Genomic DNA, 23,909 nt, shown 5'->3' with positions numbered 1-23,909 from the left:
ATGAAGAATTTAAAATCCCATCCGATGTACTGGCTGTATAATATTCTCCTCCTCATTTATTGGGCGACCCTCATTCCCATGTTGATTTACCGCTTAATCCATGAAGAAGGTTTTTATCAGCGCATCAAACAGAGCATCGGCTTTTTGCCGGATGAATTAAAAGAAAAAATATCCAATCGCCATGCCATTTGGGTCCATGCCGCCTCGGTCGGTGAAATCGTAGCGGCCAGCCCCATTGTGCGTGAAATGCGAAAAAAACACCCCGATGAAGTCATCATCGTATCGGTCGTAACGGCGACGGGGTTCCGCATGGCCCATCAAATCATAAAAGGGGCCGACGGGATCCTCTACTTCCCTTTGGATTTGCCTTATTTGACCAACCGTATCCTGACCATCGTCAATCCGCAGGCTATCGTCTTAGTCGAAACGGAAATCTGGCCTAACTTTTTGCGCATTGCTGCTGACAAAAAGATTCCGGTCATGATGATGAACGGCCGTATCAGTCAGCGCAGTGCCGTTCGCTACCGCCTGATTACCTTTTTTACGCGCCGCGTCTTGTCGACGATTCGCATGTTCTGCATGCAGAGCTATATCGATGCCCAGTACATCATCGATATCGGCGCCGATCCCAATAAGGTCATCGTCACGGGCAACACCAAGTACGACCAGACTTATGGCATCGTAACGGAAGAAGAGAAGAAGCGCTTCCTTCATGAACTCGGCTTTTCTGAAGGCAGTCCCATCATGATTGCCGGCAGTACCCACCGCGGCGAAAACAGTCCGGTATATAAGGCCTTTGTGAAAATTCGCGACCATTTTCCCGATGCCAAATTGATTATTGCACCGCGCTATATTTACCAGGCCGACCTCATCGTCGATGAAGGCATTAAGCACGGCGTGACCATGGTCAAACGCAGTGACATGATGGCCGGAAAGGCCGTTCGCTCGGCCTATGACGGCGTCGTCCTCGATACCATCGGGGAACTGGGGCGGGTCTACAGCCTTGGCGATTTAATCTTCGTCGGCGGCAGTTTGGCCCATATTGGAGGCCATAATATCCTCGAACCGGCGGCGCACGGGAAACCGATTGTCGTCGGACCGAATATGTTTAACTTCGTTGAAATCTTCGAGCTCCTCAGTCGTCACGGTGCCTGTGTCATGGTGAATAACGAAGAGGAATTCGTCGACACTTGCCTCGACATCCTCGTCAATCCCGATCGGGCCGAAGCGATGAAGCGAAATTGTATTGCCGTCGTCCGGGAAAATCAAGGGGCGACTCGTAAGAATTTAGATAAACTGCAAGAAATGTTGGAATCGATTCAGACCGGGAGGTGAGCCTATGTCCTTGAGAACGGCAGGAACTGCTTACTTTCATTATTTGACAGGAAGCAAAGAACATCACTGGTGGGACTGGCCGGCTCTGCTCCTCCTTAGCGGCGCCTCTTGGATTTATCGAAAGGCCGTCATCATGAAGTACCGCTCCTTTGCCGACCACGAGGAGCGGCAGGAACGGCTCCCGGCTGTCGTCATCAGCTTGGGTAATATTACCGTCGGCGGGACGGGGAAGACGCCTATGGCCTGTATGCTGGCTAAAGAACTTTCTGCCCGGGGCTGGCGCGTAGCACTCCTCAACCGAGGCTATCACTCGAAACGGGAGAAGAGCGGCGCTTCGGTCATGTCCGATGGCCGCATGGTACTCCTTACGGCTGAAGAGGGGGGCGATGAAGCGAGTCTCATGGCCAGAAGCCTCATGGGCATTCCCGTCCTCGTCGGTCGGGACCGGGCTGTAAGCGGCCGCATGGCCGTTGAAAAATTCGATGCTCAGATACTCATCCTCGACGACGGCTTCCAGCACTGGCAGCTTTATCGCGACGTCGACATCGTCCTCATCGATGGAACCAATCCCTTTGGAAATGGCCATGTCCTGCCGCGAGGCATCCTGCGCGAACCGCTGGCGCATCTTTCTCGGGCCGACGTCTTTATCATTACCAAGGTTGACCAGGTATCACCGGAGACTGTGGCTCAGATTCAAGAGGACCTTCGGCGATACAATTCGTCGGCTCCCGTGGCCTTATCGGTCCACAAGCCCTCGGCCGTCCTTCCCTTTTTAAATTGGAATCAGGGCCTTCACCCGGAAGAGGCCATGCCGGCTGACCTTATGGCACAACCGGTGCTGGCCGTATCGGCCCTCGGCAATCCGGCCTCTTTTGAAGAGACCCTTCGAGGGGCCGGCTTCACCGTATCCGGCGTCCTTCGCTTTGAAGATCACCATCATTACGGACCTTCGGATATCCGGCGCATGGCCGACATGGCTGCCGAAAAGCAGTGTATTCTGGTGACGACAGAAAAAGATGCCGTGAAGCTGCCCGCCGATCTTGTAAAAGAATACGACCTTCCCTTGTACGTCTTGGCCATTACCCTTGATATCGTAGAAGGGCAAGAAAAAATAGATGCCGTCTTGCAATCTGTATTGGAGGATAAACTATGAATTTTGTATGCATCATTCCCTCGCGCTACGCTTCGACGCGCCTGCCGGGGAAGCCTTTATGTGATATTGCCGGCAAACCGATGGTACAGCGCGTGTATGAACAGGCGTCCAAGGCCTCGAAACTGACGGCTGTCGTCGTCGCTGTCGACAATCCTAAAGTTTATGACACTGTCGTTTCCTTTGGCGGTCATGCCGTCATGACCCGGGAAGACCATACCAATGGGACCGATCGCCTGGCCGAAGCCGTGGCTCACTTTCCCGATGCCGATGTCATCATTAACGTCCAAGGCGATGAACCGCTCATTGCGCCGGACGTCATCGATGATCTGTGCCGGGTTTTTGAAGAGGAGCCCGATCTTTCTATGGCTACCGTTGCAGCGCCTCTGACTGAAGAAGAATATCATGAACCGAGTGCCGTAAAGGTCGTCCTCAATCAGCGCGACGAAGCTATGTATTTTTCACGGTCCCTCATTCCGTATCCGCGGCATGCTTTTGAAGAGGGCGGCGTGGTACCATACAAACACATCGGGATTTATGCCTACCGCCGGGACTTTCTCTTGGCCTATGCCGCTATGGAACCGACCCCGGCAGAAAAAGTTGAGTCCCTCGAACAGTTGCGAGTTCTCGAAAATGGTTATAAGATAAAAGTGATAAAAACGCATCATCAATTCATTGGCATCGATACGCCGGATGATCTTGCACGCATCCGCCGTTATTTTGCTGAATCTGCTCATAAAGGGGAATAGACTATGGAAACAGTGAAACAAATTCATGTTGGCAATACGATCGTCGGCGGCAACGGCAGCCTCTTTGTCATGGCCGGTCCGTGTGTCATCGAAGATCCGGAACGGACGCTCAACATCGGCCGCAAGATGAAAGAAATTTGCGAACGACTGGGCCTGCCCTATATTTTTAAAGCCTCTTTTGACAAGGCCAATCGTTCGTCATATACGTCGTATCGCGGACCGGGCCTTACAGAAGGCCTGCGTATTTTAGGGGACATCAAAAAGGAACTTCAAGTTCCCGTCGTCAGTGACGTCCACGAAGTCCACCAGGTGGAAGCGGCCGCTGAAGTCCTGGATGTCATCCAGATTCCGGCCTTTCTCTGCCGGCAGACGGATCTGGTCGAAGCCGCTGCTGCAACGGGTAAATGCGTCAACGTAAAAAAAGGCCAGTTTTTGGCACCGGAAGACATGAAGAATGTCGTCGATAAGATTGTCCATTCGGGTAATGAAAATATCATGCTCACCGAACGAGGCGTCAGCCTGGGCTATCATAACCTGGTCGTCGACATGCGTTCCTTCCCGATTATGCGCAGCTTCGGCTATCCTGTCGTCTTTGATGCGACCCACAGCGTTCAGCTGCCGGGCGGTGCCGGTACCAAATCGTCCGGTCAGCGCCAGTTCATTGGTAATCTGTCCCGTGCTGCTGCCGGTTCCGGCATCGACGGCGTTTTCATGGAAGTTCATGACAACCCGGCCGAAGCGCTCAGCGACGGCCCGAATATGCTGTATTTGTCGCAGGTCGAAAAGGTCCTTCGCGATATGGTCGCCATTCGCGACATTGCCAAAAACAGCGTAAGTACGGAAATGTGAGGGGAGCCGATATGATGGATATTTTAGAAGAAGCAAGAGACGTGCTCCATCAGGAAGCACAGGGGATTGAAAAATTAATTCCGACATTGGATCAGAACTTCGTCAATGCCGTGAATCTTATCATGGAATCCCACGGTCGGGTCATTGTCACCGGCATGGGAAAATCAGGGCATATTGCCCGCAAAGTAGCGGCTACCTTGTCGAGTACGGGAACGCCGTCCATTTTTCTCCATCCGGCTGAAGGGATCCACGGTGACTTGGGCATGGTTACGGCCGACGATGTCGTCCTCGCTTTTTCAAACAGCGGGGAAACCATTGAAATCCTCAATACCCTGCCGTCGCTCAAACGCATTGGGGCGAAACTCATCGCCGTCGTCGGCAACCATAATTCGACCTTGGCTAAACATGCTGACATCATCCTCGATGCATCCGTTGAAAAAGAAGCCTGCCCCTTAGGACTGGCTCCGACGACGAGTACGACCGTCTCGTTGGCTCTTGGCGATGCCCTGGCAGTGGTTCTCCTTACACAGCACCACTTTACGAAAGAACAATTCGGTATCTTCCATCCCGGCGGTGCCCTTGGCAAAAAACTGCTGCTCACCGTCGATGATGTCATGCATAAAGGCGAGGACAACCCGGTCGTCAATGAAGACAGCAGCGTTCAGGACGCCCTGTTTCTCATGACCGAAAAAGGCCTCGGCGCCGTTTCCGTCATCGATGAAGGCGGCAAACTGATCGGTCTCGTCACCGACGGCGACGTCCGCCGCGGTCTGGAAACGGGCTCTAATTTCCTGCAGTGGCCCGTCGACGCCATGATGACCAAAAACCCGCGGGTGATCGTCAACCATAAACTGGCGACAGAAGCCCTGCACATCATGGAAAAGAATCAGCCGCGGCCGATTACGGTCCTGCCCGTCGTCGATGAAGATCAGAAGGTCGTCGGCATGGTCCACATTACAGATTTACTGCGGCAGGGAGTGGTCTGATGGGCTTTTTGACACACGTTAAAATGCTGGCCCTCGATGTCGACGGCGTCTTAACGGACGGCATTATTTATTACAGTCCGTCCGGCGATGCCATGAAAGGCTTTTCGGCTCGTGACGGCATGGGGATTTCCCTGGTCCGGGCAGCCGGCTTGAAGACGGCTTTGGTTACGGGTCGCCGTTCACCCATGGTTGAACAGCGTGCCAAGGATTTGCATATCGATTATGTCCTGCAGGATTGTTCTCATAAACTGCGGTCTATGCAGCAATTATGCAGTGAAATCGGTCTTTCTCTCGATGAAGTGGCTTACATGGGAGATGACCTGAATGACGTTGAACTCATTGCCAATGCCGGATTTGGTGCCGCCCCCCTCGATGCCTGTGAAGAAGCACGGAACTCGGCTGCTTTTGTGTCTGCCTATCCCGGCGGCCATGGGGCCCTCAGGGAGTTTGCCGAATATATTTTAAAAAGCCAACACGTTTGGGATGACGTCCTGCGCCGTTATCTGGGGGATTCGGCATTTACGTTGCGCCAATAAGAAAGGAGAGTCTGTACTGTGGGGAAGGAATGGCAGTACCACGTTGCTCGCGGATTTGGGAAATTTCTCTGTTGTCTTCCGTATCCGCTCATCATTTCTTTGGGCCGTACACTCGGTCCTTTCGTAGGAAAACTTATGAAAAAGCAGCGCGAACGCGGTATCTTCCAAATCCAGCGCGGTTTGGAATGCAGTCGGCCCGAAGCGGAAGCCATCATGACCGAAGTCTTTCGCAATCTGGGACAGTCGCTGATGGAAATTCTCTATACGCCGCGGTTGAATCCCGACAATATTCGCCAATACGTCACGCTCGACCATCCGGAACGACTCGATGAAGCGATGAAAGAAGATAAAGGGGTCATCGTTCTTACCGCGCATATGGGGAACTGGGAATGGCTCGGTGCCTTAGCCATGTATGGCTATCCGGCATCGACGATTGTCAAAAACCAGGCTAATAGTGCCGTTACCCGACTGCTCAATGAAAATCGGGAAGGCATGGGACTTGAAGTCTTTGCCCGAGGCGGTAATGAAATGATCATCGCCGCCCGTGCCCTGAAACGAAAGAAACTCCTCGGCTTTTTGGCCGACCAAGACGGCGGATTTTACGGCGTGCCCCAGCCCTTCTTGGGGAAGATGAGCTCGACGCCTAAGGGACCGGCCATGTTTGCCCAAAAATTTCACTCGCCCATCATTCCGGTCTTTACCATCCATGATGAGAACCACCGTACGCACCTGGCTATCGGGGAAATCATGCATTATGAAGACACGGGGGATAAGGAAGCCGATATTGCCCGCATGACCCGTAAGATGGCGGTTATTACGGAAAATTTCATCAAAGAACATCCGACCGAATGGCTGTGGTTCCAGCATCGCTGGAGTACGGAGCCGGAAGAGATCATTGCATTACAACAGAAACCGGAGGCGCATATCGATGATAGCCGAAAAGCTGAAAAAGAATAAGATTTCCCTGATTGCCGTCATCGCAGTCATCGGCTTTGCTGTCATGCTCTACGTCTTCATGAATCCCAACACGTCGGAGGATACGATGGTAAGTCCTGATAAGCTCGTCGAGTTCGATGGATCGGAACTCGAAGAAAAACAGGATGGCAAACTGGTCTGGAGACTGACGGCGGATAAGATTCAAATCGATCCGGATACGCAGATCATGTACTTTACGAATCCGAAAGCACTGGTCGTCGCCGAAGACGGAACGCAGATGACCATTACCTCTGATAAAGGCATTGTCGACCGGGAAAAGCGTACCATTGAAATCAAGCAGCCGGTCAAGGCTGAAACCGATAAGGGCGATACGTTGCAGACTGAAGGCAGTGTGTATTATAATATGGATACGCGTATGATTAAAGGCGGCAAAGTCGTCATGGAGCGCCATGATAATACGACGCTGAAAGCAGATTCTTTTGAAACCGACAGCAGTCTGACCAAGGTCTTGCTGACCGGCCATGCGCAAGTGACAAGGGGAGAATAATTATGATAGAATTCTTGGGAAGAAAATTGGCAGCCGCTGCCCTTATCGGGTCCTTGATCCTTCCGTCTGCCGGGGTCATGGCCGCCGATAACAACGGCAATCCTGCCGTATCGGTTACGGCAGACAAGCTCGAATACAACGGTAAGACGCAGGTGGCAACGGCTACGGGCAACGTCGTCATCGTCCGCGACCAGGCGACCATGACCGGCAATAAAGGCGTCTACAACTTGAAGACGTCCGAAGCCGACATGGAAGGCAATGTTGCCGTACAGCAGCCGAATATGCAGCTCAATTCAGATAAAATGCATTCGACGAACCGCAACTATATCGTAGCCACGGGGAATGTCCACGGTGTCTATGAAGATAAAAAAGTTCGCGGTGATAAGGTAGAATACTACCTCGACAAGGATCACAGCATCGTCACCGGCAACGGCTATCTCGAAGCTCAGGGGTCGCAGATGTGGGCCGACCACATCGATGCCTGGTTTAAACAGATAAAGGCCGTCGGTACGGGCAATGTCCATATCGAATCGCCGGGGGACAACCTGGTGGCCTATGCCAATCAGGCCATCTACACCCAGACTCCGGGCCAAAATGACGGCGTCGTCCATCTCCGGGGCAACGTCAATGCGACCCAGAACGGCAATTCCTTAAATGGGGATAATGTCGATATTCAACTTGCCGATAATTCTGTTCAGACTCGCAGCCGCTCGACCATCGTCATCGTGCCGGGCAGTGAGTAAGGGGTATCCATGTTCATTCAGACCAAAGATCTCGTAAAATCGTATAAAGAAAGAAATGCCGTCGACGGTGTCAGCATTCGTGTCGACCAAGGAGAAATCGTAGGTCTCCTCGGCCCTAACGGGGCGGGGAAGACGACGACCTTCTACATGATTGTCGGCATCGAGCGGCCGACATCCGGCGAAATCACGATTGACGGAAACGATATTACTCAGCTTCCCATCCACCAACGGGCGGCCCACGGCATCGGCTATCTGCCTCAGGAAGCATCTATCTTCCGTAAGCTGACCGTAGAGGACAACCTCCTGGCCCTGCTGGAAACGACGAAGCTCAGCAAAAAACAGCAGCATGAAAAGGCTGAAGCCTTGATGGAAGAGTTTTCCATTACCCAGCTGCGGGACCGACTGGGCATCCAGCTCTCCGGAGGCGAACGGCGCCGCGTCGAAATCGCCCGCTGCCTGGTGACCGATCCGGCTTTCATTCTCCTCGACGAACCTTTTGCCGGCATCGACCCCTTAGCGGTCAACGATATCCAAGGCATTATCAGCCATTTGAAACGGCGCGGTATGGGCGTCCTCATTACCGACCATAATGTCCGGGAAACGCTCAGCATCGTCGATAAAGCCTATATTTTGAGTGACGGAAAAATCCTCCTCGAAGGCAGTCCGGACTTCATCGCCAATGACCCGGTCGCCAAGAAATTCTACTTAGGCGAAGAATTCAGGATGTAACAGGGAGTATGGAATGCGTATATTAGACAAGTATATATTAAAAGAATTTATCGGCCCCTTTCTGTTTGGCGTCTGCGCCTTTACGGCCGTTTTCATCGGCACAGGGACGCTGTACCGGATTGCCAACCTTATCAATCAGTACGGCGCTTCTCCTTGGGCGGCTTTTCGCGTCTTCGTGCTGGCCATACCCTCTATCATCGTCATCACCTTTCCCATGTCCGTCCTCTTAGGTTCGCTCATGGCCTTTGGCCGCCTTTCAAGTTCCAGTGAAATGATCGTCATGCGGGCCGGCGGTCAAAACTTCATCCGCCTGGCCATGCCGGTATTCGTCGCCGCCTTGTTTATTTCACTCAGTGCTACGGCCTTTAATGAATACGTCGTGCCCAAGGCCAATAACGCCTATAACCGGATTATTAACGACGAAATAAAGCACAACGTCGCACCGAAGACACAGGATCATATTATCATCAAAAATACAGACGGCTCCGATATATCCAGCCTGATGTATGCCCGGCAGTACGATGCGGAATCAAGGCAATTGAAGGATATTACCGTCCAGGAATTTGAAAACGACCAGCTCAAGCGCGTCGAACAGGCCGACCGTGCCGACTGGAACGGACAGAAATGGATCATGCACGAAGGCACGATTTTTGACGTCTCGACGGATGAGCGGACGACGCGGTCCATGAAGTTCCAAAACCAGGCCCTTCCGGTGACGCAGAAGCCGGATAAAATTTCTGCCTCTCAGAAAAAACCGGATGAGTTGACCATTCGTGAACTGCGCGAACAGATAAAACTCCTCGACCAAAACTCTGTCGATACCAATAAGATGAAAGTCGAAATGTACAACCGCTTTGCCTTGCCACTGGCCAGCCTCGTCTGTGCTGTCGTCGGTGCCCCATTGGGAATGCAGAAGCAGCGCGGAAGCTCTTCCATCGGCTTTGGCATCAGTGTCGTCGTCATCTTTATCTATTACTCGATCATGACCCTCGGCAATGCCCTGGGGAACGGCGGTAAGATACCGGCGTATATCGCCGCCTTTTTGCCCGATATCATCTGCGGTATCGCCGGTGTCATCTTAGTCTATAAGAAATCGAAGTAAGCAAAGGAACTGTCCGATAGGCAGTTCCTTTTTTTGAGATTCAATTATGAAATAGAGCCCGAAAATCAGAGTCTCGATTGTGACTGAAATACGATAGGACTTCGACCGTTTTGGGATAATGGGAGCCTTTCTGTTCCTTCACGCTTGCAGGAAGTCTCCTTTATAGTCTATAATATAATGAACTTAAATGATGAGAAAAGGTGGTGGCTTATGGAATACGGATGGGTTATGCTGGTCGTTTTAGCCGTTATGGGCGGCATTATTGCCTATCTTGGCGATAAAATCGGCTCTCGTGTAGGCAAACAAAAAATTAAATTATTCGGACTCAGGCCGAAGTACACGTCTATCTTAGTCACCATCCTGACCGGCATCAGTATCGCCGCCATTACCTTAGGCGTCATGTCCATCCTTTCCGAAAACGTCCGCATCGCTTTGTTCGGCATGCATCAGCTTCAGATGCAGAAAGCCCAGCTCGAAGCCCAGCGCAGCCAGCTTATGCAGCAGGCCGTAGAGCTTGGCAAGGAACTTGATGATAAGAACCAACTGATTGCGTCTAATGAAGAACTGTTAAAACAACAACAGGAACAGCTCGATGGGAAAAACGAAGAAATCCGTGCCACCCAAATGGACCTTCAGCAGGCTCAACTGGCTCGCGACGACAAGGCTCGTCAGCTGACGGTCATTCAGGTGGCTATGGATGAGGCGAAAAAGCAGCGTGACTCGGCCCTGGCCGACAGTGAAAAAGCGCGCCAGGACGTGGCTATGCTGGAAGAAACAAAGAATAAAATGATGGATACCATCGACGGCCTTGACAAGCGCATTAAGCTGCTCAACGCGACGATGACCAATATCCGTGAAGGTACGGTCGTATTCCGCGTCGGCGAAGTCCTTTCGAGCAACGTCCTTCGCGGCGGTCTTTCCATTGAACAGACGCGGGAAGAACTGAGTCGGGCTATGAGTCAGACCAACACGATGATTGGCCGCCATCTCGGCGTTTCTGATGAAAATACGATTTTGCTGTATATTTCTCCGGAAGAATTCAATGCCACCGTCGATGCGCTGCAAAAAGCCGGTAAATCGCAAAAATTGGTGCGGATCATCGCTGCCGGCAACATCATCCTCGGCGAGCCGGCCTTGGTTCATGTCGAAATGTATGATAACCAATTGATTTATCATCGCGGCGACGTCGTCTTTGAAGAAACGTTGACCGGTGATGATCTGTCGGGTAATACAGAACTGCAGGTCATGCGCTTCCTGCACAATGTAAACCAACAGGCCCAGACTAAGGGTCTCTTGCCGGATCCTTTGACGGGCAACGTCGGCGCTTTGACGGCCTCGGAAATGTTCGACACTATCAATCGCATTCGGAGCCATGCCGGGACCGCTGTCGTCCTCAAAGCTGTGGCGGAAACCGACACCTATACGGCAGGACCGCTGCAGATTGACATCCGCGTCGAAGCCGGTAAGTAAGGGAGGAAGACCATGATTTTTGCTATTGACCCGGGCTCAGAAAAGACGGGGACTGCCGTTGTGAATGATGACGGCAGCCTGGTCACCAAGGCCATCGTGCCGACGCCGGACCTTCTTTCTTATATCGAAGAGATCTATGGGACCTATCCCTTTTCCCATATCGTCATGGGGGACGGGACGAACCATAAGCATCTGCAGCCGTTGGTTGAGCAGTGGATTGCCGGCAGCAGCTATGCCGTCACGTTTTCACTTATCGATGAAAAATTTACGACCGTTGAAGGGCGTAATCTCTATTTTAAGTACACACCGCGCAAGGGGTGGCGGCGTTTTGTCCCCTTGTCGCTTCAATATCCGCCGGAACCGGTCGACGATTTTGTCGCCTGGATCATCGGTCGCCGCTATGTAGCTAAAAAAACAGGGAGGTAATCTATGAAATATTTCTTACGCGCCTTGGGGCTTGCCTTTGGGGCCTTCATCTATACGCTCGGTCTCGATGTATTCCTCGTACCGAACCACGTCATTGACGGCGGTGTCGTCGGCATTGCTCTCATGGCAGCTGAGCTTACGGGCGTCAGCTTCAGTATTTTCATCATCGTTTTGAACATTCCCTTTTTCATATTCGGGTATAAAAAAATCGGTGCCTTTTTTACCGTGTCATCGCTCTTTTCGATTCTTTGTTTGTCCGTATGGAGCGATTTCCTCCACTATCCGCCGGTCACGTCAGATCCCTTTCTATCGACCATTTACGGCGGCATCATCATCGGTCTCGGTGTCGGCCTCATCATTCGCTGGGGCGGGTCCCTTGACGGCACGGAAGTCCTGGCCATCATCGCCGATCGTCAGATGCCTTTTTCTGTCGGCGAAATCATTATGTTCTTCAACCTCTTCATTTTAGGCAGCTCAGGCTTTGTCTTTTCTTGGGACAGTGCCATGTATTCCCTTGTCGCCTACTTCATTGCCTATAAGATGATCGACGTCGTTACGACCGGTCTCGACGAAATGAAGGGGATGCTCATCGTAACGGGAAAACACGACGCCGTCGCCCAGTGCCTTACCCAGGACATGGGCCGCGCTGTAACCCTCATCAACGGTGAAGGGGCTTATAAACGGGAAAAGACGATGATCTTGTACTGCGTCGTATCGCGTCTGGAAATTACTAAGATTCGCGACGCCATTACGACCATCGATCCGGCCGCCTTCGTCTCGGTCTTCGATATCAGTGAGGCTCACGGAGGGCTTTTCAAACGGAGAAAGAGCCACGGTTAAGGGTGAAAAAAAGCTTGACATTATTGGCGAATCTGCTGTATTGACATAATTTGCATATTTGCTATTATATAAAATAATTGGGTTATCGACATAACCTGACATGATGCAAACAATGAACGCTATCGGGAGGTATACAATGGCACAGTTAAATTTTAACATCGAAGATATCTGCGGCACCTTGTCTGAAAATAAGGACGGATGGCGCAAAGAATTGACCTATATCAGCTGGAACAATCGGGCTCCTAAGTTTGACCTGCGCTCGTGGGATCCGGATTACCAGGCCATGACCAAAGGGATTACTATGACCAAAGAAGAGTTAGAAAAACTGCGTGACGTATTGAACGAAATAGATTTCGATAAATACTAAGGAGTGAGGAGTATGCTTTCGGCAATTCAACGAGAATGAATGGGGTGAAAGCATACTTTTTTTATTTTCCTTGCCAAAATCGTCAAAACATTATATAATCTCTAGTTGTATGTGCTAATAGTACTTGGTAATAATTTCAAGGGTGAATGACATGGTCCGTATAGCAAGAGATAAGCGACATGCTTTGTTACAGAAGCGAATTGAAGATAATCCTTTTATAAATGACGAAGAATTAGCTGAAGAACTTTCCGTCAGTGTAGCTACAATCCGCTTGGACCGCATGGCCTTGGGGATCCCTGAAATGCGTATCCGCATCCGTCAAAAGGCGGAGGCTGCGCAGCCCAAACTGCGAAATGCGACCGTCGTCGGCGAACTCGTAGACTGCATCATCGGAAAGAATGCCATTTCGATTATGACGGCTACGGATGATATGGTCGACGAAGCCCATATCGTGCGCTCCCAATGCCTGTATGCCCAGGCCAGCTCCCTGGCACGGACCGTATTAAACCTTCCGGTCTGTATCACGGCAGTGGCCAATGTAAAATATAAACAACCCGTTACCGTAGGCGATAAACTGATTGCCAAAGCTGACGTCATCCGCCAGCGCGACCAGAAATACTACGTATGGGTTACGATTCGGAAGATGAGAAAAGAAGTGTTCCGGGCGAAATTTATTATAGAATCTTTGGAATAATGGAGCGGTAGTATCATGAAAATAGCAGTAGATGCGATGGGCGGCGATTATGCACCGGAAGAAATTGTCCTCGGTGCCATCGAAGCCGTCAAAGCATATGATTACGATGTCGTCCTGGTCGGTGATGAAACGAAGATACGCCAGGTATTGACGACGCATGGGGCAAAAGAAAATGAACGCCTGTCGATCGTCCATGCCAGTGAAGTCATCGAAATGGGCGAGCATCCGGCTCAGGCCATTCGCCGCAAGAAAGACGCATCCATCGTCGTTGCTGCCCGCTTGGTAAAGGACGGCGCATGTGATGCTGTCGTTGCCGCCGGCAGTACCGGGGCTGCGGTAACGGCTGCCCTTTTCGAACTGGGCCGCATAAAGGGAATTGAAAGACCTTGCATCGCTACGCCGATTCCTTCGAAAAAGGGGATTACTGTCCTCCTCGATTCCGGGGCCAATGCCAGCAGCAAGCCGAAGCATTTGGTCGAAGGCGCCATTATGGGCTGCCACTACGCCAAATACATCCTCGGCATCGAAAAGCCGGCTGTAGGCCTCTTGAACATCGGTGAAGAAGCATCGAAGGGCAATGAGCTGTGTCAAAAGACACATCCCATGTTGGAAAATTTGAAAACCATTACTTTCTATGGTAACGTAGAAGGCAGAGATATACCGAAAGGAACGGTCGACGTCGTCGTCTGCGACGGATTCGTCGGCAATGTCATCCTGAAATTTGGGGAAGGCATGGCCATGTTCATCATCCGTCTCGTCCGCGACACGATCAAACAGAGCGGCTTCATCGCTAAATTAGGGGCCCTGGCCATCTATCCGGCCTTGAAATCGCTCAAGAAGAGACTGGACTTTACCGAATACGGCGGAGCACCCTTATTGGGGGTCAACGGCAGCTTCATTATCTGCCACGGCAGCTCTAAAGCGAAGGCCATCAAAAATGCCGTCCGCGTGGCCGGCGAAATTGCAGAGCAAGACGTCATCGGCCATATTCGAAAAAGTATAGAGGAAGAAGAGGTAGAACAGTATGATAGTGAAAGCTAACGCAGCCGGCGTGCTGGGGACGGGCCATTATGTACCCGATAGAGTCGTTACCAATACCGAATTGGAAAAGTATGTCGATACATCGGATGAATGGATTCAGAGCCGTACGGGTATCAAAACGCGGCACTTTGCCGAAGACGGAATGAATACGTCGGACATGTGCACCATCGCGGCCAAACAGGCCCTGGAAATGGCCAATCTGTCTGCTGAAGACCTGGATATGATTATCGTCTGCACCTTGACGCCGGACATGACGATTCCGTCGACAGCCTGCATTGTACAGGATAATATCGGTGCCAAGAATGCAGCGGTCTTTGACTTGTACGCTGCCTGCTCGGGCTTTGCCTATGGCGCCATTACGGCGTCACAGTACATCGAAACGGGCATGTACCGCCACGTCTTGGTCATCGGGGCTGAAATCCTCAGCCGTTTCCTCGATATGACCGACCGTAACACGTGCGTCCTTTTCGGCGATGGAGCCGGGGCCGCTGTATTCGGTCCCGTCCCGCAGGGCTACGGCATCCTCGGTGCCGACATGGGTGCTGACGGAAGCGGCGGTAAATACCTGAGCATCCCGTCCAGCGGCGTCGCTATTTTGCCGACGGACGAAGCGCGGGCAAAACACTTGACCTACGTTAAGATGGACGGTAAGGAAGTCTATAAATTTGCCGTTAAAGTTATGGGACGGACGGCGGAAAAAGCCTTGGAACGAGCCGGTCTCAGTTATGAAGACATCGACCTCATGGTTCCTCATCAGGCCAATACCCGCATCATCCAATCGGCAGCCAAACGGCTCCACCTTCCCATGGAAAAAGTCTTTGTAAACATTGATAAATACGCCAACACGTCGGGAGCATCCATTCCCATTGCCCTCGATGAAGCCTTACGTCAAGGCCGTATGAAGCGCGATGATATCGTCGTTTTGGCCGGATTTGGTGCCGGATTGACGTGGGCCGGCTTAGTTATGAAGTGGTATTGATTTTTTGCGAGAGGTGTGATTGATGATGAAGAAAGCCTTTGTTTTTCCCGGCCAGGGCGCCCAAAAAGTGGGGATGGTCAAGGATTTATACGATGCCTACCCGATTGTAAAACAGCTCTTTGAAGAAGCTGATGACGCATTGGGGTTCTCTCTGACGAAACTTTGCTTTGAAGGTCCTGACGAAGAACTGATGAAGACCTATAATACACAGCCGGCCATCCTTACGGCCAGCACGGCCTGCTGCCGTGTATTGGCTCAGGAAGGCCTTCTGCCCGACATCGCAGCCGGTCACAGCCTCGGTGAATATTCGGCCCTCGTTGCTGCTGGTTCCCTGACCTTTGCCGATGCCGTTCGGACCGTTCGCCTTCGCGGTCAGTTCATGCAGGAAGCCGTACCCCTTGGCGAAGGCGGCATGGCAGCTATCCTCGGTTTAGCGGAAGATAAAATCAAGGAAATCTGCGCCGACATTTCTAAAGATGGCGGCGTCGTTCAGGCAGTCAACTTCAACTGCCCCGGCCAGATCGTCATTGCCGGCAGCACCAAAGCTGTTGAAGAAGCGGCCAATTGCATGAAGGATGCCGGTGCTAAACGGGCCGTTCTCCTTCACGTCAGCGCTCCCTTCCACAGCACGCTCATGGAACCGGCAGCGAAACGCCTGGCCGAAGTCCTCGACGATATTACGATTTCCGATGCCAAGATCCCCGTCGTTGCCAATGTCAACGGCCAAATTGAAACGGCTGCAGCCGATATTAAAGCGTCGCTTATCAAGCAGGCGGCAAGTCCCGTCCTTTGGATCGACTGCACTAAGACCATGCTCGATTTCGGTGCTGAAAACTTCGTAGAAGTCGGCCCGGGTAAAACACTCTGCGGTTTTAACCGGAAAATTGACCGTAAAATCCACAGCGAAAATGTAGAAGATATTCCTTCCTTACAGAAAACGCTTGAATTTTTCCAGGAGGTTCGATAAAATGCAGTTAACAGGAAAAACAGCCATCGTTACCGGCGGCTCCCGCGGCATCGGTCGTGCGGCAGCTTTGACACTTGCTGAAGCCGGTGCCGACGTCGCTGTCATCTATGCCGGCAATACCGCGGCTGCTGAAGAAACGGTCCGCCTTATCGAAGAAAAAGGGCGTAAGGGCCTTGCCATCCAGTGCGATGTGGCTGATGAAGCCGCCGTTACGGCCATGGTCAAAGACGTCAAGAAGGAATTGGGACGTATCGACATATTAGTGAATAATGCAGGCATCACTCGCGACGGCCTGCTCATGATTATGAAAGAAGCAGACTGGCAGGCTGTGCTTGACACCAATCTTACCGGCGCTTTTCACTGCACCAAAGCCGTTACCCGGCTGATGATGAAGCAGCGCAGCGGTTCGATTATCAACATCACGTCTGTCGTCGGTGAAACGGGCAATGCCGGCCAGGCTAACTATGCTGCGGCGAAAGCAGGCCTCATCGGTTTCACCAAATCGGTTGCCAAAGAACTGGCTTCGCGAAACATCCGCTGCAATGCCATTGCTCCGGGATGCATCGAAACGGATATGACGGCTGTCCTCGGCGAGGACACTGTCGATGCCATGATTAAAACGATTCCCATGGGCCGCGTGGCTCAGCCGGAAGAAGTGGCAAAAGCCGTGTTGTTCCTTGCATCGGATGATGCCAGTTATATTACCGGCCAGACCCTCAATGTAGACGGCGGCATGGTAATGTAAACAATCATACTCCACTGAAAGGGGGTGAATGGACATGAGCGAAGAAAATACTTTTGAAAAAGTAAAGAGCATTGTTGTTGAACAGTTAGGCGTTGACGAAAAAGAAGTCAAAATGGACGCTGCTTACATCGATGATTTAGGCGCTGATTCCTTGGACATCGTAGAACTGATCATGGCTTTCGAAGAAGAATTCAATATCGAAATCCCTGACGATGTTGCTGAAAAAATCAAAACTGTCAAAGATACAGTTGATTACATTGAAAAGGAAAAGAAAGCATAAGTTTGCAATAAGAGCCTGAAGGGGGAGGCATATGTGTCTTCCCCTCCTGGTATCTTGAATGGAGGAAAACAGAGTGAAGCTGCCAGAATTAAGAATAGGTAAGCTTGTAGCAAAGGTGCCAATTATTCAAGGTGGTATGGCAATCCGTTTGTCCACAGCCCGTTTGGCGGCAGCAGTAGCCAATGAAGGCGGTATCGGCCTTATTGCGGCATCTGGCATGCCTTTTGACGAATTGCGACATGAAATTAAGTTAGCCAGAAAGTTATCTCCTCGTGGAATTATAGGTATAAATGTCATGGTGGCAGCCCGCGAATTTAAGGGCTTGGTTACTACGGCAATTGAAGAAGGAATCGATCTGGTTGTGGCAGGCGCAGGTTTTTCCCGAGATATGTTTGCTTGGGGAAAGGATTCGGGCACGCCTATTGTCCCTATTGTGTCTTCTGCCAAACTAGCTAAAATATCCCAATCCCTGGGTGCTTCGGCCGTCGTTGTCGAAGGTGCAGAAGCAGGCGGGCATTTGGGAACGAATCGCTCGAGCCGCGTCATCGTACCGGAAGTACGGGCCGCTGTTGACATTCCTGTCATCGGCGCCGGCGGCGTCCTGCATGGAAGCGATATTGCAGAAATGCTCCGTCTCGGAGCCAACGGCGTCCAAATGGGCAGCCGATTTGCAGCCAGTGTCGAATCAAACGGCGCTGACGCTTTAAAAGAAGTCTACCTCCGGGCCAATAAACCGGAAGATTTTATCCTCGTACACAGCCCTGTCGGCCTTCCCGGTCAAGCTATCCGTACGCCGTTCTCGGAACGAATTCTTTTGGGTACGGCACCGAAGCCGGAAACGTGTGATTTCTGTCTGAAAAAGTGCAGTCATAAATACTGTATTATCCGGGCATTGACGCGGGCCCAGCAAGGGGACGTTGAAACAGGCCTGGTATTTTCCGGCAAACGAATGATGGAAATTCATGACATCCTGCCGGTCAAGGATATATTTGCAAATATCAAGCGGGAAATGGAAGAGATTCCCGAGTGATAAGTGCGTTACATTTTATAATGAGGTGAAAACTTTGGAAAAACGCGTAGTAATTACAGGGTTAGGGGTTATTTCTCCCGTCGGCATCGGTAAAGATGCTTTTTGGAAGGCCCTGCTCAACGGCGAAAGCGGCATCGGCCCCATTACCCACTTTGACGCAGCGGAATATACGACTCGCATTGCCGGCGAAGTCAAGGATTTTGATCCTGCCGATTTCGGTATCGACCGGAAAGAAGCCCGTCATATGGACCCGTCCACGCAGTATTCAGTAGCCGCTGCAAAATTGGCCTTAGATGATTCGAAAATCAACTTAGACGAAGAAGACCGCGACCGTATCGGTACGATTATCGGCACCGGTATCGGCGGCATGGAAACGCTGCATAACTTATATAAAGGCCTCTTTTCGAAAGGCCCGTCCCGGGTCAATCCCTTTGTCGTACCGAAGATGATTGCCAATATGGCCTCCGGCCAGGTATCCATTTTCTTCGGCCTTCAAGGCCACTGCGCCAGTGTCGTTACGGCCTGCGCAACGGGAACCAACTCCATTGGCGATGCCTACCGCATGATTCAGCGGGGCGAACTCGATGCAGCCTTGGCAGGCGGTACGGAAGCTGCCGTTTCTCCGGGAGCAGTTGCCGGCTTTGCGGCGATGAAGGCCCTCAGCACGCGCAATGACGATCCGACTCATGCTTCGCGTCCTTTCGATAAAGACCGTGACGGCTTCGTCATGGGCGAGGGCGCCGGCATCGTCGTTCTCGAAGAACTGGAACATGCTAAAAAACGCGGTGCTCACATCTACTGTGAAATCGGCGGCTACGGCAGCAATGCCGATGCTTACCACATCACGGCACCGGCACCGGAAGGCCTTCAGCAGTCCAAGTGCATGGCCCTGGCTGTCAAAGACGCCGGCCTCAAACCGGAAGACGTCGACTACGTCAATGCCCACGGCACATCCACTCACCTCAATGACTTTAATGAATCCGTCGCCGTTGCCCGTGTCTTTGGCGACCATACCAAAGATATGCTCATGAGCTCGACGAAGTCCATGACCGGCCATCTCCTCGGTGCCGCCGGCGCCGTCGAAGCGATTGCCTGCGCCATGACGATTGAAACCGGCAAGGTCCATCCGACGATCAACCTTGTTGAACCGGAAGAGGAACTGAAAGCTTTTGGCATCAACTATGTTCCGAATAAAGCCGTTGACGCCGACGTCACCGTTGCCATCTCCAACTCCTTTGGTTTTGGCGGTCACAACGCGACGCTGCTGTTCAAAAAATATGCTGAATAAAGAAGAAGACTGACCTGATGGATACGACTCGTAAAGAACAGTTAGAACAGTTCATACAGGTCTTGGGCCTTGGAGAGTTCCATAATTTCCTTATTTTGGACCAGGCCCTGACCCATTCTTCCTATGCCAATGAAAATAAAGCCAATCACGGCTACTACAATGAACGCCTTGAGTTTTTAGGCGATGCCATTTTAGACTTGGTCGTAGGGGAATACTTGTTTCTCCACTATCCGCATATGCCCGAAGGGCAGCTATCAAAGGCCAGAGCCAGTGTCGTCAGTGAAAGCCCCCTGGCTTCGGTGTGCATGAAGTTCCATATGGGTGACTATCTCCTCCTGGGGAAGGGGGAACTTGCAACCGGCGGCCGCACGCGTCCCAGTATGCTGGCCGATGCCTTTGAAGCCGTTGTCGGTGCCATCTATATCGACAGCTCTTACGAAGAGGCGCGGAAATTCATCCTTCACCAATTAAAGGACTATTTGGACCTCGTCGACAGTGGTCATTATGAAAAAGACTACAAGACGATTTTCCAAGAGTACGTACAGCAAGACGGTCCGCAGCATATCGAGTATCGCCTTTGCCGGACAGAAGGACCGGACCATGATAAAACTTTTTACATGGAAATTCTGGTCAATGGCAAGGTGCTCGGTGAAGGATCGGGAAAATCAAAAAAATATGCCGAACAACACGCGTCGCACGAAGCGCTCATGCGGTTAAAAGGCAAGTAGACGGGGAGCTGCCTGAGCAGCTCCTCTTTCGCAATTTATACACTTTATGACCATGAAAACTTCTATCATCCCTATTTTTATCCCCCATATCGGCTGTCCCCATCGCTGTGTCTTCTGTAATCAGTGGCAGATTACGGGCCATCATGGCCTGCCTTCGGCAGGGGCCATACGAGAGCTTATTCAAGGCTATACGGCCTCAGCCGGTGAAGGGCGTCACTGGGAAGTGGCCTTTTACGGCGGCAGCTTTACGGCCATTCCCCTGGAGATGCAAAAAAAATTGCTCCGACCGGCTTATGAGGCTCTCGAAAAAGGCCTTATTCAGGGCCTTCGCTGTTCGACGCGGCCGGACTGCATCAGTGAAGATATTTTAACGAATTTAAAAAACTACGGACTGACCTGTGTAGAACTCGGCGTCCAATCGATGGACGACCGGGTGCTGCAGGAGGCCCAGCGAGGTCATACGGCAGCAGACGTCGTCGCGGCTACGGCCTTGCTGCGGCAATATGGCTTTACCGTCGGTCATCAGCTCATGCCGGGCCTTCCCGGGGAAGATTGGGACAGCCTGTGCCGAACGACGAAGGCGATTTGCCGTCTCCAGCCCGATATAGCCCGCATTTATCCCGTCGCCGTCCTAAAGGGGACGGAACTGGCCGCGATGTATGAAGAAGGGCGGTATACGCCCCTTACCATCGATGAAGGGGTACGGCGGGCGGCTTATATGAAGCAGCACTTTCTGGAACGAGGAATCTCGTGTATACGAACGGGACTTCAGGCCACCGAAGACCTGGATGACGCATCGCAGGTCATGGCCGGAGCTTACACGCCGGCTATGGGGGAACTCGTCGATACCTATCGCTATCGAAAGCAGCTCCTGTCCTTTTTAAGAACCCTGCCAACGGATGAGGCCGTTACTATTTCTTATCATCGCCGCGAAACGTCGCGCGTTCGAGGTTACCGCAGCCTTACCGTCAGGACCGCTCGTTGGAGTCTTCCATTGGCCCTGTCGTGGCGGGAAGGGGACGTCCCCCTCGGTCACGTCTACGTCTTTCAAGGACAGACGGCCTATGACCTAGATATGAATAGCCATGCCGGTCCTACTATGATATAATAAAATAGTACGTATGATTTTAAAATAAACACATTGCAATAGATATACTATGGAGGAAAGAGAATGGCAAGAGTAAAAATAACGGAAACGGTTCTGCGCGACGGCCATCAGTCCATTGCAGCGACTCGCATGCGCCTTCGCCAGATGCTTCCTGTACTGGAAGCGATAGATGAATTAGGCTACAATGCTCTCGAATGTTGGGGCGGAGCTACTTTTGATACGTGTATGCGCTTCCTCGATGAAGACCCGTGGGAACGCCTGCGGACGATTAAGCAGCACGTCAAAAAGACGCCTCTCCAGATGCTGCTTCGCGGTCAAAATATCTTGGGCTATCGGCACTATGCCGACGACGTCGTCTATGAATTTGTCAACCGTGCCGTCGACAACGGCATCGACATCATCCGCGTCTTTGATGCCTTAAACGATCCGCGCAACATGGAAGCGGCCATCAAAGCGGCGAAAGACACGAAATCAGTCCATGTCCAGGGGGCTCTGGTCTACACCATCAGCCCGATTCACACCATGGAATCCTTCACCAAAGTCGGTCAGGAACTGCAGGATATGGGCGTCGATTCCGTCTGTATCAAGGATATGTCGGGTCTCCTGTCGCCTTATGACGCCTATAACCTCATCCGCATGCTGAAGCGGCATCTGACCGTTCCCATTGAACTGCACACGCACTGCACCTGCGGTCTTGGTGAAATGACTTACATGAAGGCCATTGAAGCCGGCGTCGACATCATCGATACCGCTTTGTCACCCTTTGGTGAAATCACCAGCCAGCCGGCGACAGAATCGATGGTCATGGCCTTAAATGGCAGTATTTACGACACGGGCATCGACGTCGACCGCCTGTGGCCTATTGTCGATCACTTTAAGAATGTCCGCAAGGAACTGGCCGATGAATTTAAACTGACCATGCCCAGTCAGATCAACCCGGCTGTCCGCAAATATCAAATTCCCGGCGGCATGCTGACCAACCTCTATAACCAGCTTAAAGCCCAAGGAGCCGAAGACCGCTTCGACGAAGTCCTGGCTGAAATGCCGAATGTCCGCCGTGACCTCGGTTATCCGCCTCTGGTTACGCCGACCAGTCAGATCACCGGTTCAGCAGCTGCCTTAAACGTCCTCTACGGCCGTTATAAAATCGTAACCAATGAAGTGCGCGATATCGTTCGCGGCAAATATGGCCGTGTACCCGGCAAGATCGATGAAGCATTCCGGAAGATGTGCATTGGCGACGAACCGGTCATTACCCATCGTCCGGCCGATGACTTGGCTCCGGAATTGGAAGCAGCTAAGAAGTCCCTGGCTAACGAAGGCTTCCCCAATGCCAGCATGGAAGACGTCCTGAGTTATACCTTGTTCCCGGAAGTGGCCTTGCCCTTTTTCCTGAAACGGGACGGACGACAGTAAAATAATATACCCATAGAAACTTCCTTATATAGTGGCGATGTCTTTTACAGCAGCTGCCTCGGATGGACGTGAGTACAGTTGCTCACGTCCTTTTTTGTCCTTTGAAAGACCTGAGTTATTACAAAAAGTTTTTATGTTTGCCTTGATTTTTCAGGCAATTCATGATATCTTTTATTTATAATGATAGTGATTTTCATTTAAAAGGAGGTTCATACTTATGTCATTAATCAACAAGGAAGTCAGTGATTTTACGGCCAAGGCCTACCATGATAACGGATTCATCACCGTTACCAAGGAAGACCTCTTGGGAAAATGGAGCGTATTCTTTTTTTATCCCGCTGATTTCACCTTTGTGTGCCCGACAGAATTAGCCGACCTCGAAAGCTTTTATGAAGAGTTCAAAAAAATAGGCTGCGAAATCTATTCTGTTTCCTGCGATACGGAATTTGTACACAAAGCCTGGCATGATCACTCGCCGCTCATCAAGGATATTACGTATCCCATGTTGGCCGATCCGACCCATGCCCTGGCTCGTGATTTTGAAGTCCTCATCGAAGACGCCGGCGTCGCTGAACGGGGAACCTTCATCATCAATCCGGAAGGCCAGATTGTCTCTTATGAAGTCAATGCCGGCAATGTAGGCAGAAATGCTGAAGAACTGCTGCGCAAGGTACAGGCTTGCCAGTTCGTCCGTGAACACGGAGACGAAGTGTGCCCGGCTCGGTGGACACCCGGCGCTAAGACCTTGAAACCGGGCATCGATTTGGTAGGGACCTTATAAGCGGCTTTTCAAACATCATACTGTCGTGTATCATTATCCTTATGAAGATCAATCGTCTTCATAAGGATAATTTTTTTACCAAAAATA

The 23,909-nt window shown here is 51.6% G+C and carries 27 protein-coding genes; all 27 read left to right on the top strand.

Annotated elements, in window-relative coordinates; translation table 11 throughout:
• The 27 genes from TX77_RS09125 to ahpC all read left to right on the top strand — a co-directional run bounded on the left by TX77_RS09125 (position 1) and on the right by ahpC (position 23,822).
• Positions 1-1,335: a 3-deoxy-D-manno-octulosonic acid transferase gene (locus TX77_RS09125; RefSeq protein WP_044504521.1), complete on the top strand. Its 1,335-nt coding sequence runs from the start codon at positions 1-3 to the stop codon at positions 1,333-1,335.
• Positions 1,336-1,339: 4 nt separating this feature from the next.
• Positions 1,340-2,488 (top strand): tetraacyldisaccharide 4'-kinase, encoded by a 1,149-nt coding sequence (gene lpxK, locus TX77_RS09120; protein ID WP_044504520.1) that lies wholly within the window; start codon positions 1,340-1,342, stop codon positions 2,486-2,488.
• Positions 2,485-3,234 (top strand): 3-deoxy-manno-octulosonate cytidylyltransferase, encoded by a 750-nt coding sequence (gene kdsB / locus TX77_RS09115; protein WP_044504519.1) that lies wholly within the window; start codon positions 2,485-2,487, stop codon positions 3,232-3,234. The genes lpxK and kdsB overlap by 4 nt, the downstream gene beginning before the upstream one ends.
• Before the next feature lie 3 nt (positions 3,235-3,237).
• Positions 3,238-4,083 carry a 3-deoxy-8-phosphooctulonate synthase gene (gene kdsA, locus TX77_RS09110; RefSeq protein ID WP_044504518.1) on the top strand — a complete coding sequence of 282 codons (846 nt, stop codon included), beginning with the start codon at positions 3,238-3,240 and terminating at the stop codon, positions 4,081-4,083.
• Between the two features lie 14 nt (positions 4,084-4,097).
• Complete coding sequence (locus tag TX77_RS09105) at positions 4,098-5,069, top strand: KpsF/GutQ family sugar-phosphate isomerase (protein WP_044504903.1); 972 nt, start codon at positions 4,098-4,100, stop codon at positions 5,067-5,069.
• The gene (locus tag TX77_RS09100; RefSeq protein WP_044504517.1) at positions 5,069-5,605 is read left to right on the top strand and encodes a KdsC family phosphatase; all 537 of its coding nucleotides are present in this window, start codon (positions 5,069-5,071) and stop codon (positions 5,603-5,605) included. The genes TX77_RS09105 and TX77_RS09100 overlap by 1 nt, the downstream gene beginning before the upstream one ends.
• Positions 5,606-5,623: 18 nt before the next feature.
• Entirely contained in the window at positions 5,624-6,562 is a 939-nt protein-coding gene (locus TX77_RS09095; RefSeq protein ID WP_044504516.1) for a lysophospholipid acyltransferase family protein, read from the top strand.
• Entirely contained in the window at positions 6,534-7,088 is a 555-nt protein-coding gene (lptC, locus tag TX77_RS09090; RefSeq protein WP_044504515.1) for an LPS export ABC transporter periplasmic protein LptC, read from the top strand. The genes TX77_RS09095 and lptC overlap by 29 nt, the downstream gene beginning before the upstream one ends.
• 2 nt (positions 7,089-7,090) lie before the next feature.
• Positions 7,091-7,831, top strand: a complete 741-nt coding sequence (locus TX77_RS09085; RefSeq protein WP_049917335.1) for an LptA/OstA family protein — start codon at positions 7,091-7,093, stop codon at positions 7,829-7,831.
• 9 nt (positions 7,832-7,840) lie between these two features.
• Entirely contained in the window at positions 7,841-8,560 is a 720-nt protein-coding gene (gene lptB, locus TX77_RS09080) for an LPS export ABC transporter ATP-binding protein (RefSeq protein WP_044504514.1), read from the top strand.
• A 13-nt stretch (positions 8,561-8,573) separates the two neighbouring features.
• The gene (gene lptG / locus TX77_RS09075; protein WP_044504513.1) at positions 8,574-9,662 is read left to right on the top strand and encodes an LPS export ABC transporter permease LptG; all 1,089 of its coding nucleotides are present in this window, start codon (positions 8,574-8,576) and stop codon (positions 9,660-9,662) included.
• A 210-nt stretch (positions 9,663-9,872) separates the two neighbouring features.
• Complete coding sequence (locus tag TX77_RS09070; protein ID WP_044504512.1) at positions 9,873-11,132, top strand: DUF3084 domain-containing protein; 1,260 nt, start codon at positions 9,873-9,875, stop codon at positions 11,130-11,132.
• 12 nt (positions 11,133-11,144) lie between these two features.
• A complete protein-coding gene (locus TX77_RS09065; RefSeq protein ID WP_044504511.1) occupies positions 11,145-11,558 on the top strand; it encodes a RuvC family protein in 414 nt (137 codons plus the stop codon).
• A 3-nt stretch (positions 11,559-11,561) separates the two neighbouring features.
• Positions 11,562-12,398: a YitT family protein gene (locus TX77_RS09060; protein ID WP_044504510.1), complete on the top strand. Its 837-nt coding sequence runs from the start codon at positions 11,562-11,564 to the stop codon at positions 12,396-12,398.
• A 136-nt stretch (positions 12,399-12,534) separates the two neighbouring features.
• Positions 12,535-12,765: a YdbC family protein gene (locus TX77_RS09055; RefSeq protein WP_044504509.1), complete on the top strand. Its 231-nt coding sequence runs from the start codon at positions 12,535-12,537 to the stop codon at positions 12,763-12,765.
• Between the two features lie 151 nt (positions 12,766-12,916).
• The gene (fapR, locus tag TX77_RS09050) at positions 12,917-13,459 is read left to right on the top strand and encodes a transcription factor FapR (protein WP_044504508.1); all 543 of its coding nucleotides are present in this window, start codon (positions 12,917-12,919) and stop codon (positions 13,457-13,459) included.
• Between the two features lie 15 nt (positions 13,460-13,474).
• The gene (plsX, locus tag TX77_RS09045; RefSeq protein ID WP_044504506.1) at positions 13,475-14,500 is read left to right on the top strand and encodes a phosphate acyltransferase PlsX; all 1,026 of its coding nucleotides are present in this window, start codon (positions 13,475-13,477) and stop codon (positions 14,498-14,500) included.
• Positions 14,484-15,479: a beta-ketoacyl-ACP synthase III gene (locus tag TX77_RS09040; RefSeq protein WP_044504504.1), complete on the top strand. Its 996-nt coding sequence runs from the start codon at positions 14,484-14,486 to the stop codon at positions 15,477-15,479. The genes plsX and TX77_RS09040 overlap by 17 nt, the downstream gene beginning before the upstream one ends.
• 25 nt (positions 15,480-15,504) lie before the next feature.
• Positions 15,505-16,446 carry an ACP S-malonyltransferase gene (gene fabD, locus TX77_RS09035; RefSeq protein WP_195891185.1) on the top strand — a complete coding sequence of 314 codons (942 nt, stop codon included), beginning with the start codon at positions 15,505-15,507 and terminating at the stop codon, positions 16,444-16,446.
• Position 16,447: 1 nt separating this feature from the next.
• Entirely contained in the window at positions 16,448-17,191 is a 744-nt protein-coding gene (gene fabG, locus TX77_RS09030; RefSeq protein ID WP_044504500.1) for a 3-oxoacyl-[acyl-carrier-protein] reductase, read from the top strand.
• Between the two features lie 34 nt (positions 17,192-17,225).
• Positions 17,226-17,471: an acyl carrier protein gene (locus TX77_RS09025; protein ID WP_044504498.1), complete on the top strand. Its 246-nt coding sequence runs from the start codon at positions 17,226-17,228 to the stop codon at positions 17,469-17,471.
• Between the two features lie 73 nt (positions 17,472-17,544).
• Positions 17,545-18,501, top strand: coding sequence for an NAD(P)H-dependent flavin oxidoreductase (locus TX77_RS09020; RefSeq protein ID WP_176698822.1), 957 nt, complete (start codon positions 17,545-17,547; stop codon positions 18,499-18,501).
• Positions 18,502-18,535: 34 nt separating this feature from the next.
• Positions 18,536-19,789, top strand: a complete 1,254-nt coding sequence (fabF, locus tag TX77_RS09015) for a beta-ketoacyl-ACP synthase II (protein WP_044504494.1) — start codon at positions 18,536-18,538, stop codon at positions 19,787-19,789.
• A gap of 17 nt (positions 19,790-19,806) precedes the next feature.
• Positions 19,807-20,517, top strand: a complete 711-nt coding sequence (rnc, locus tag TX77_RS09010; RefSeq protein ID WP_044504493.1) for a ribonuclease III — start codon at positions 19,807-19,809, stop codon at positions 20,515-20,517.
• A 46-nt stretch (positions 20,518-20,563) separates the two neighbouring features.
• The gene (locus tag TX77_RS09005; RefSeq protein WP_230198100.1) at positions 20,564-21,625 is read left to right on the top strand and encodes an elongator complex protein 3; all 1,062 of its coding nucleotides are present in this window, start codon (positions 20,564-20,566) and stop codon (positions 21,623-21,625) included.
• A 63-nt stretch (positions 21,626-21,688) separates the two neighbouring features.
• The gene (locus TX77_RS09000) at positions 21,689-23,041 is read left to right on the top strand and encodes a pyruvate carboxylase subunit B (RefSeq protein ID WP_044504490.1); all 1,353 of its coding nucleotides are present in this window, start codon (positions 21,689-21,691) and stop codon (positions 23,039-23,041) included.
• 217 nt (positions 23,042-23,258) lie between these two features.
• Entirely contained in the window at positions 23,259-23,822 is a 564-nt protein-coding gene (gene ahpC / locus TX77_RS08995; RefSeq protein WP_044504489.1) for an alkyl hydroperoxide reductase subunit C, read from the top strand.
• The last annotated feature ends 87 nt before the right edge of the window (positions 23,823-23,909 follow it).

It is taken from the genome of Megasphaera massiliensis (assembly GCF_000455225.1).
In the GTDB taxonomy this organism is placed as follows: domain Bacteria; phylum Bacillota; class Negativicutes; order Veillonellales; family Megasphaeraceae; genus Megasphaera; species Megasphaera massiliensis.
Note: the sequence above shows the minus strand (reverse complement) of the source record. Positions and strands in the feature narration are given on the sequence as shown.

Coding starts and splice junctions, on each gene's coding strand:
- fabD (WP_195891185.1), top strand. CDS start 15,505: ATGAAGAAAGCCTTTGTTTTTCCCGGCCAGGGCGCCCAAAAAGTGGGG.
- fabG (WP_044504500.1), top strand. CDS start 16,448: ATGCAGTTAACAGGAAAAACAGCCATCGTTACCGGCGGCTCCCGCGGC.
- fapR (WP_044504508.1), top strand. CDS start 12,917: ATGGTCCGTATAGCAAGAGATAAGCGACATGCTTTGTTACAGAAGCGA.
- TX77_RS09000 (WP_044504490.1), top strand. CDS start 21,689: ATGGCAAGAGTAAAAATAACGGAAACGGTTCTGCGCGACGGCCATCAG.
- TX77_RS09100 (WP_044504517.1), top strand. CDS start 5,069: ATGGGCTTTTTGACACACGTTAAAATGCTGGCCCTCGATGTCGACGGC.
- lptG (WP_044504513.1), top strand. CDS start 8,574: ATGCGTATATTAGACAAGTATATATTAAAAGAATTTATCGGCCCCTTT.
- TX77_RS09040 (WP_044504504.1), top strand. CDS start 14,484: ATGATAGTGAAAGCTAACGCAGCCGGCGTGCTGGGGACGGGCCATTAT.
- lptB (WP_044504514.1), top strand. CDS start 7,841: ATGTTCATTCAGACCAAAGATCTCGTAAAATCGTATAAAGAAAGAAAT.
- TX77_RS09065 (WP_044504511.1), top strand. CDS start 11,145: ATGATTTTTGCTATTGACCCGGGCTCAGAAAAGACGGGGACTGCCGTT.
- rnc (WP_044504493.1), top strand. CDS start 19,807: ATGGATACGACTCGTAAAGAACAGTTAGAACAGTTCATACAGGTCTTG.
- lpxK (WP_044504520.1), top strand. CDS start 1,340: ATGTCCTTGAGAACGGCAGGAACTGCTTACTTTCATTATTTGACAGGA.
- TX77_RS09060 (WP_044504510.1), top strand. CDS start 11,562: ATGAAATATTTCTTACGCGCCTTGGGGCTTGCCTTTGGGGCCTTCATC.
- ahpC (WP_044504489.1), top strand. CDS start 23,259: ATGTCATTAATCAACAAGGAAGTCAGTGATTTTACGGCCAAGGCCTAC.
- TX77_RS09005 (WP_230198100.1), top strand. CDS start 20,564: ATGACCATGAAAACTTCTATCATCCCTATTTTTATCCCCCATATCGGC.
- TX77_RS09085 (WP_049917335.1), top strand. CDS start 7,091: ATGATAGAATTCTTGGGAAGAAAATTGGCAGCCGCTGCCCTTATCGGG.
- TX77_RS09125 (WP_044504521.1), top strand. CDS start 1: ATGAAGAATTTAAAATCCCATCCGATGTACTGGCTGTATAATATTCTC.
- TX77_RS09105 (WP_044504903.1), top strand. CDS start 4,098: ATGGATATTTTAGAAGAAGCAAGAGACGTGCTCCATCAGGAAGCACAG.
- lptC (WP_044504515.1), top strand. CDS start 6,534: ATGATAGCCGAAAAGCTGAAAAAGAATAAGATTTCCCTGATTGCCGTC.
- plsX (WP_044504506.1), top strand. CDS start 13,475: ATGAAAATAGCAGTAGATGCGATGGGCGGCGATTATGCACCGGAAGAA.
- kdsB (WP_044504519.1), top strand. CDS start 2,485: ATGAATTTTGTATGCATCATTCCCTCGCGCTACGCTTCGACGCGCCTG.
- TX77_RS09055 (WP_044504509.1), top strand. CDS start 12,535: ATGGCACAGTTAAATTTTAACATCGAAGATATCTGCGGCACCTTGTCT.
- TX77_RS09025 (WP_044504498.1), top strand. CDS start 17,226: ATGAGCGAAGAAAATACTTTTGAAAAAGTAAAGAGCATTGTTGTTGAA.
- TX77_RS09070 (WP_044504512.1), top strand. CDS start 9,873: ATGGAATACGGATGGGTTATGCTGGTCGTTTTAGCCGTTATGGGCGGC.
- kdsA (WP_044504518.1), top strand. CDS start 3,238: ATGGAAACAGTGAAACAAATTCATGTTGGCAATACGATCGTCGGCGGC.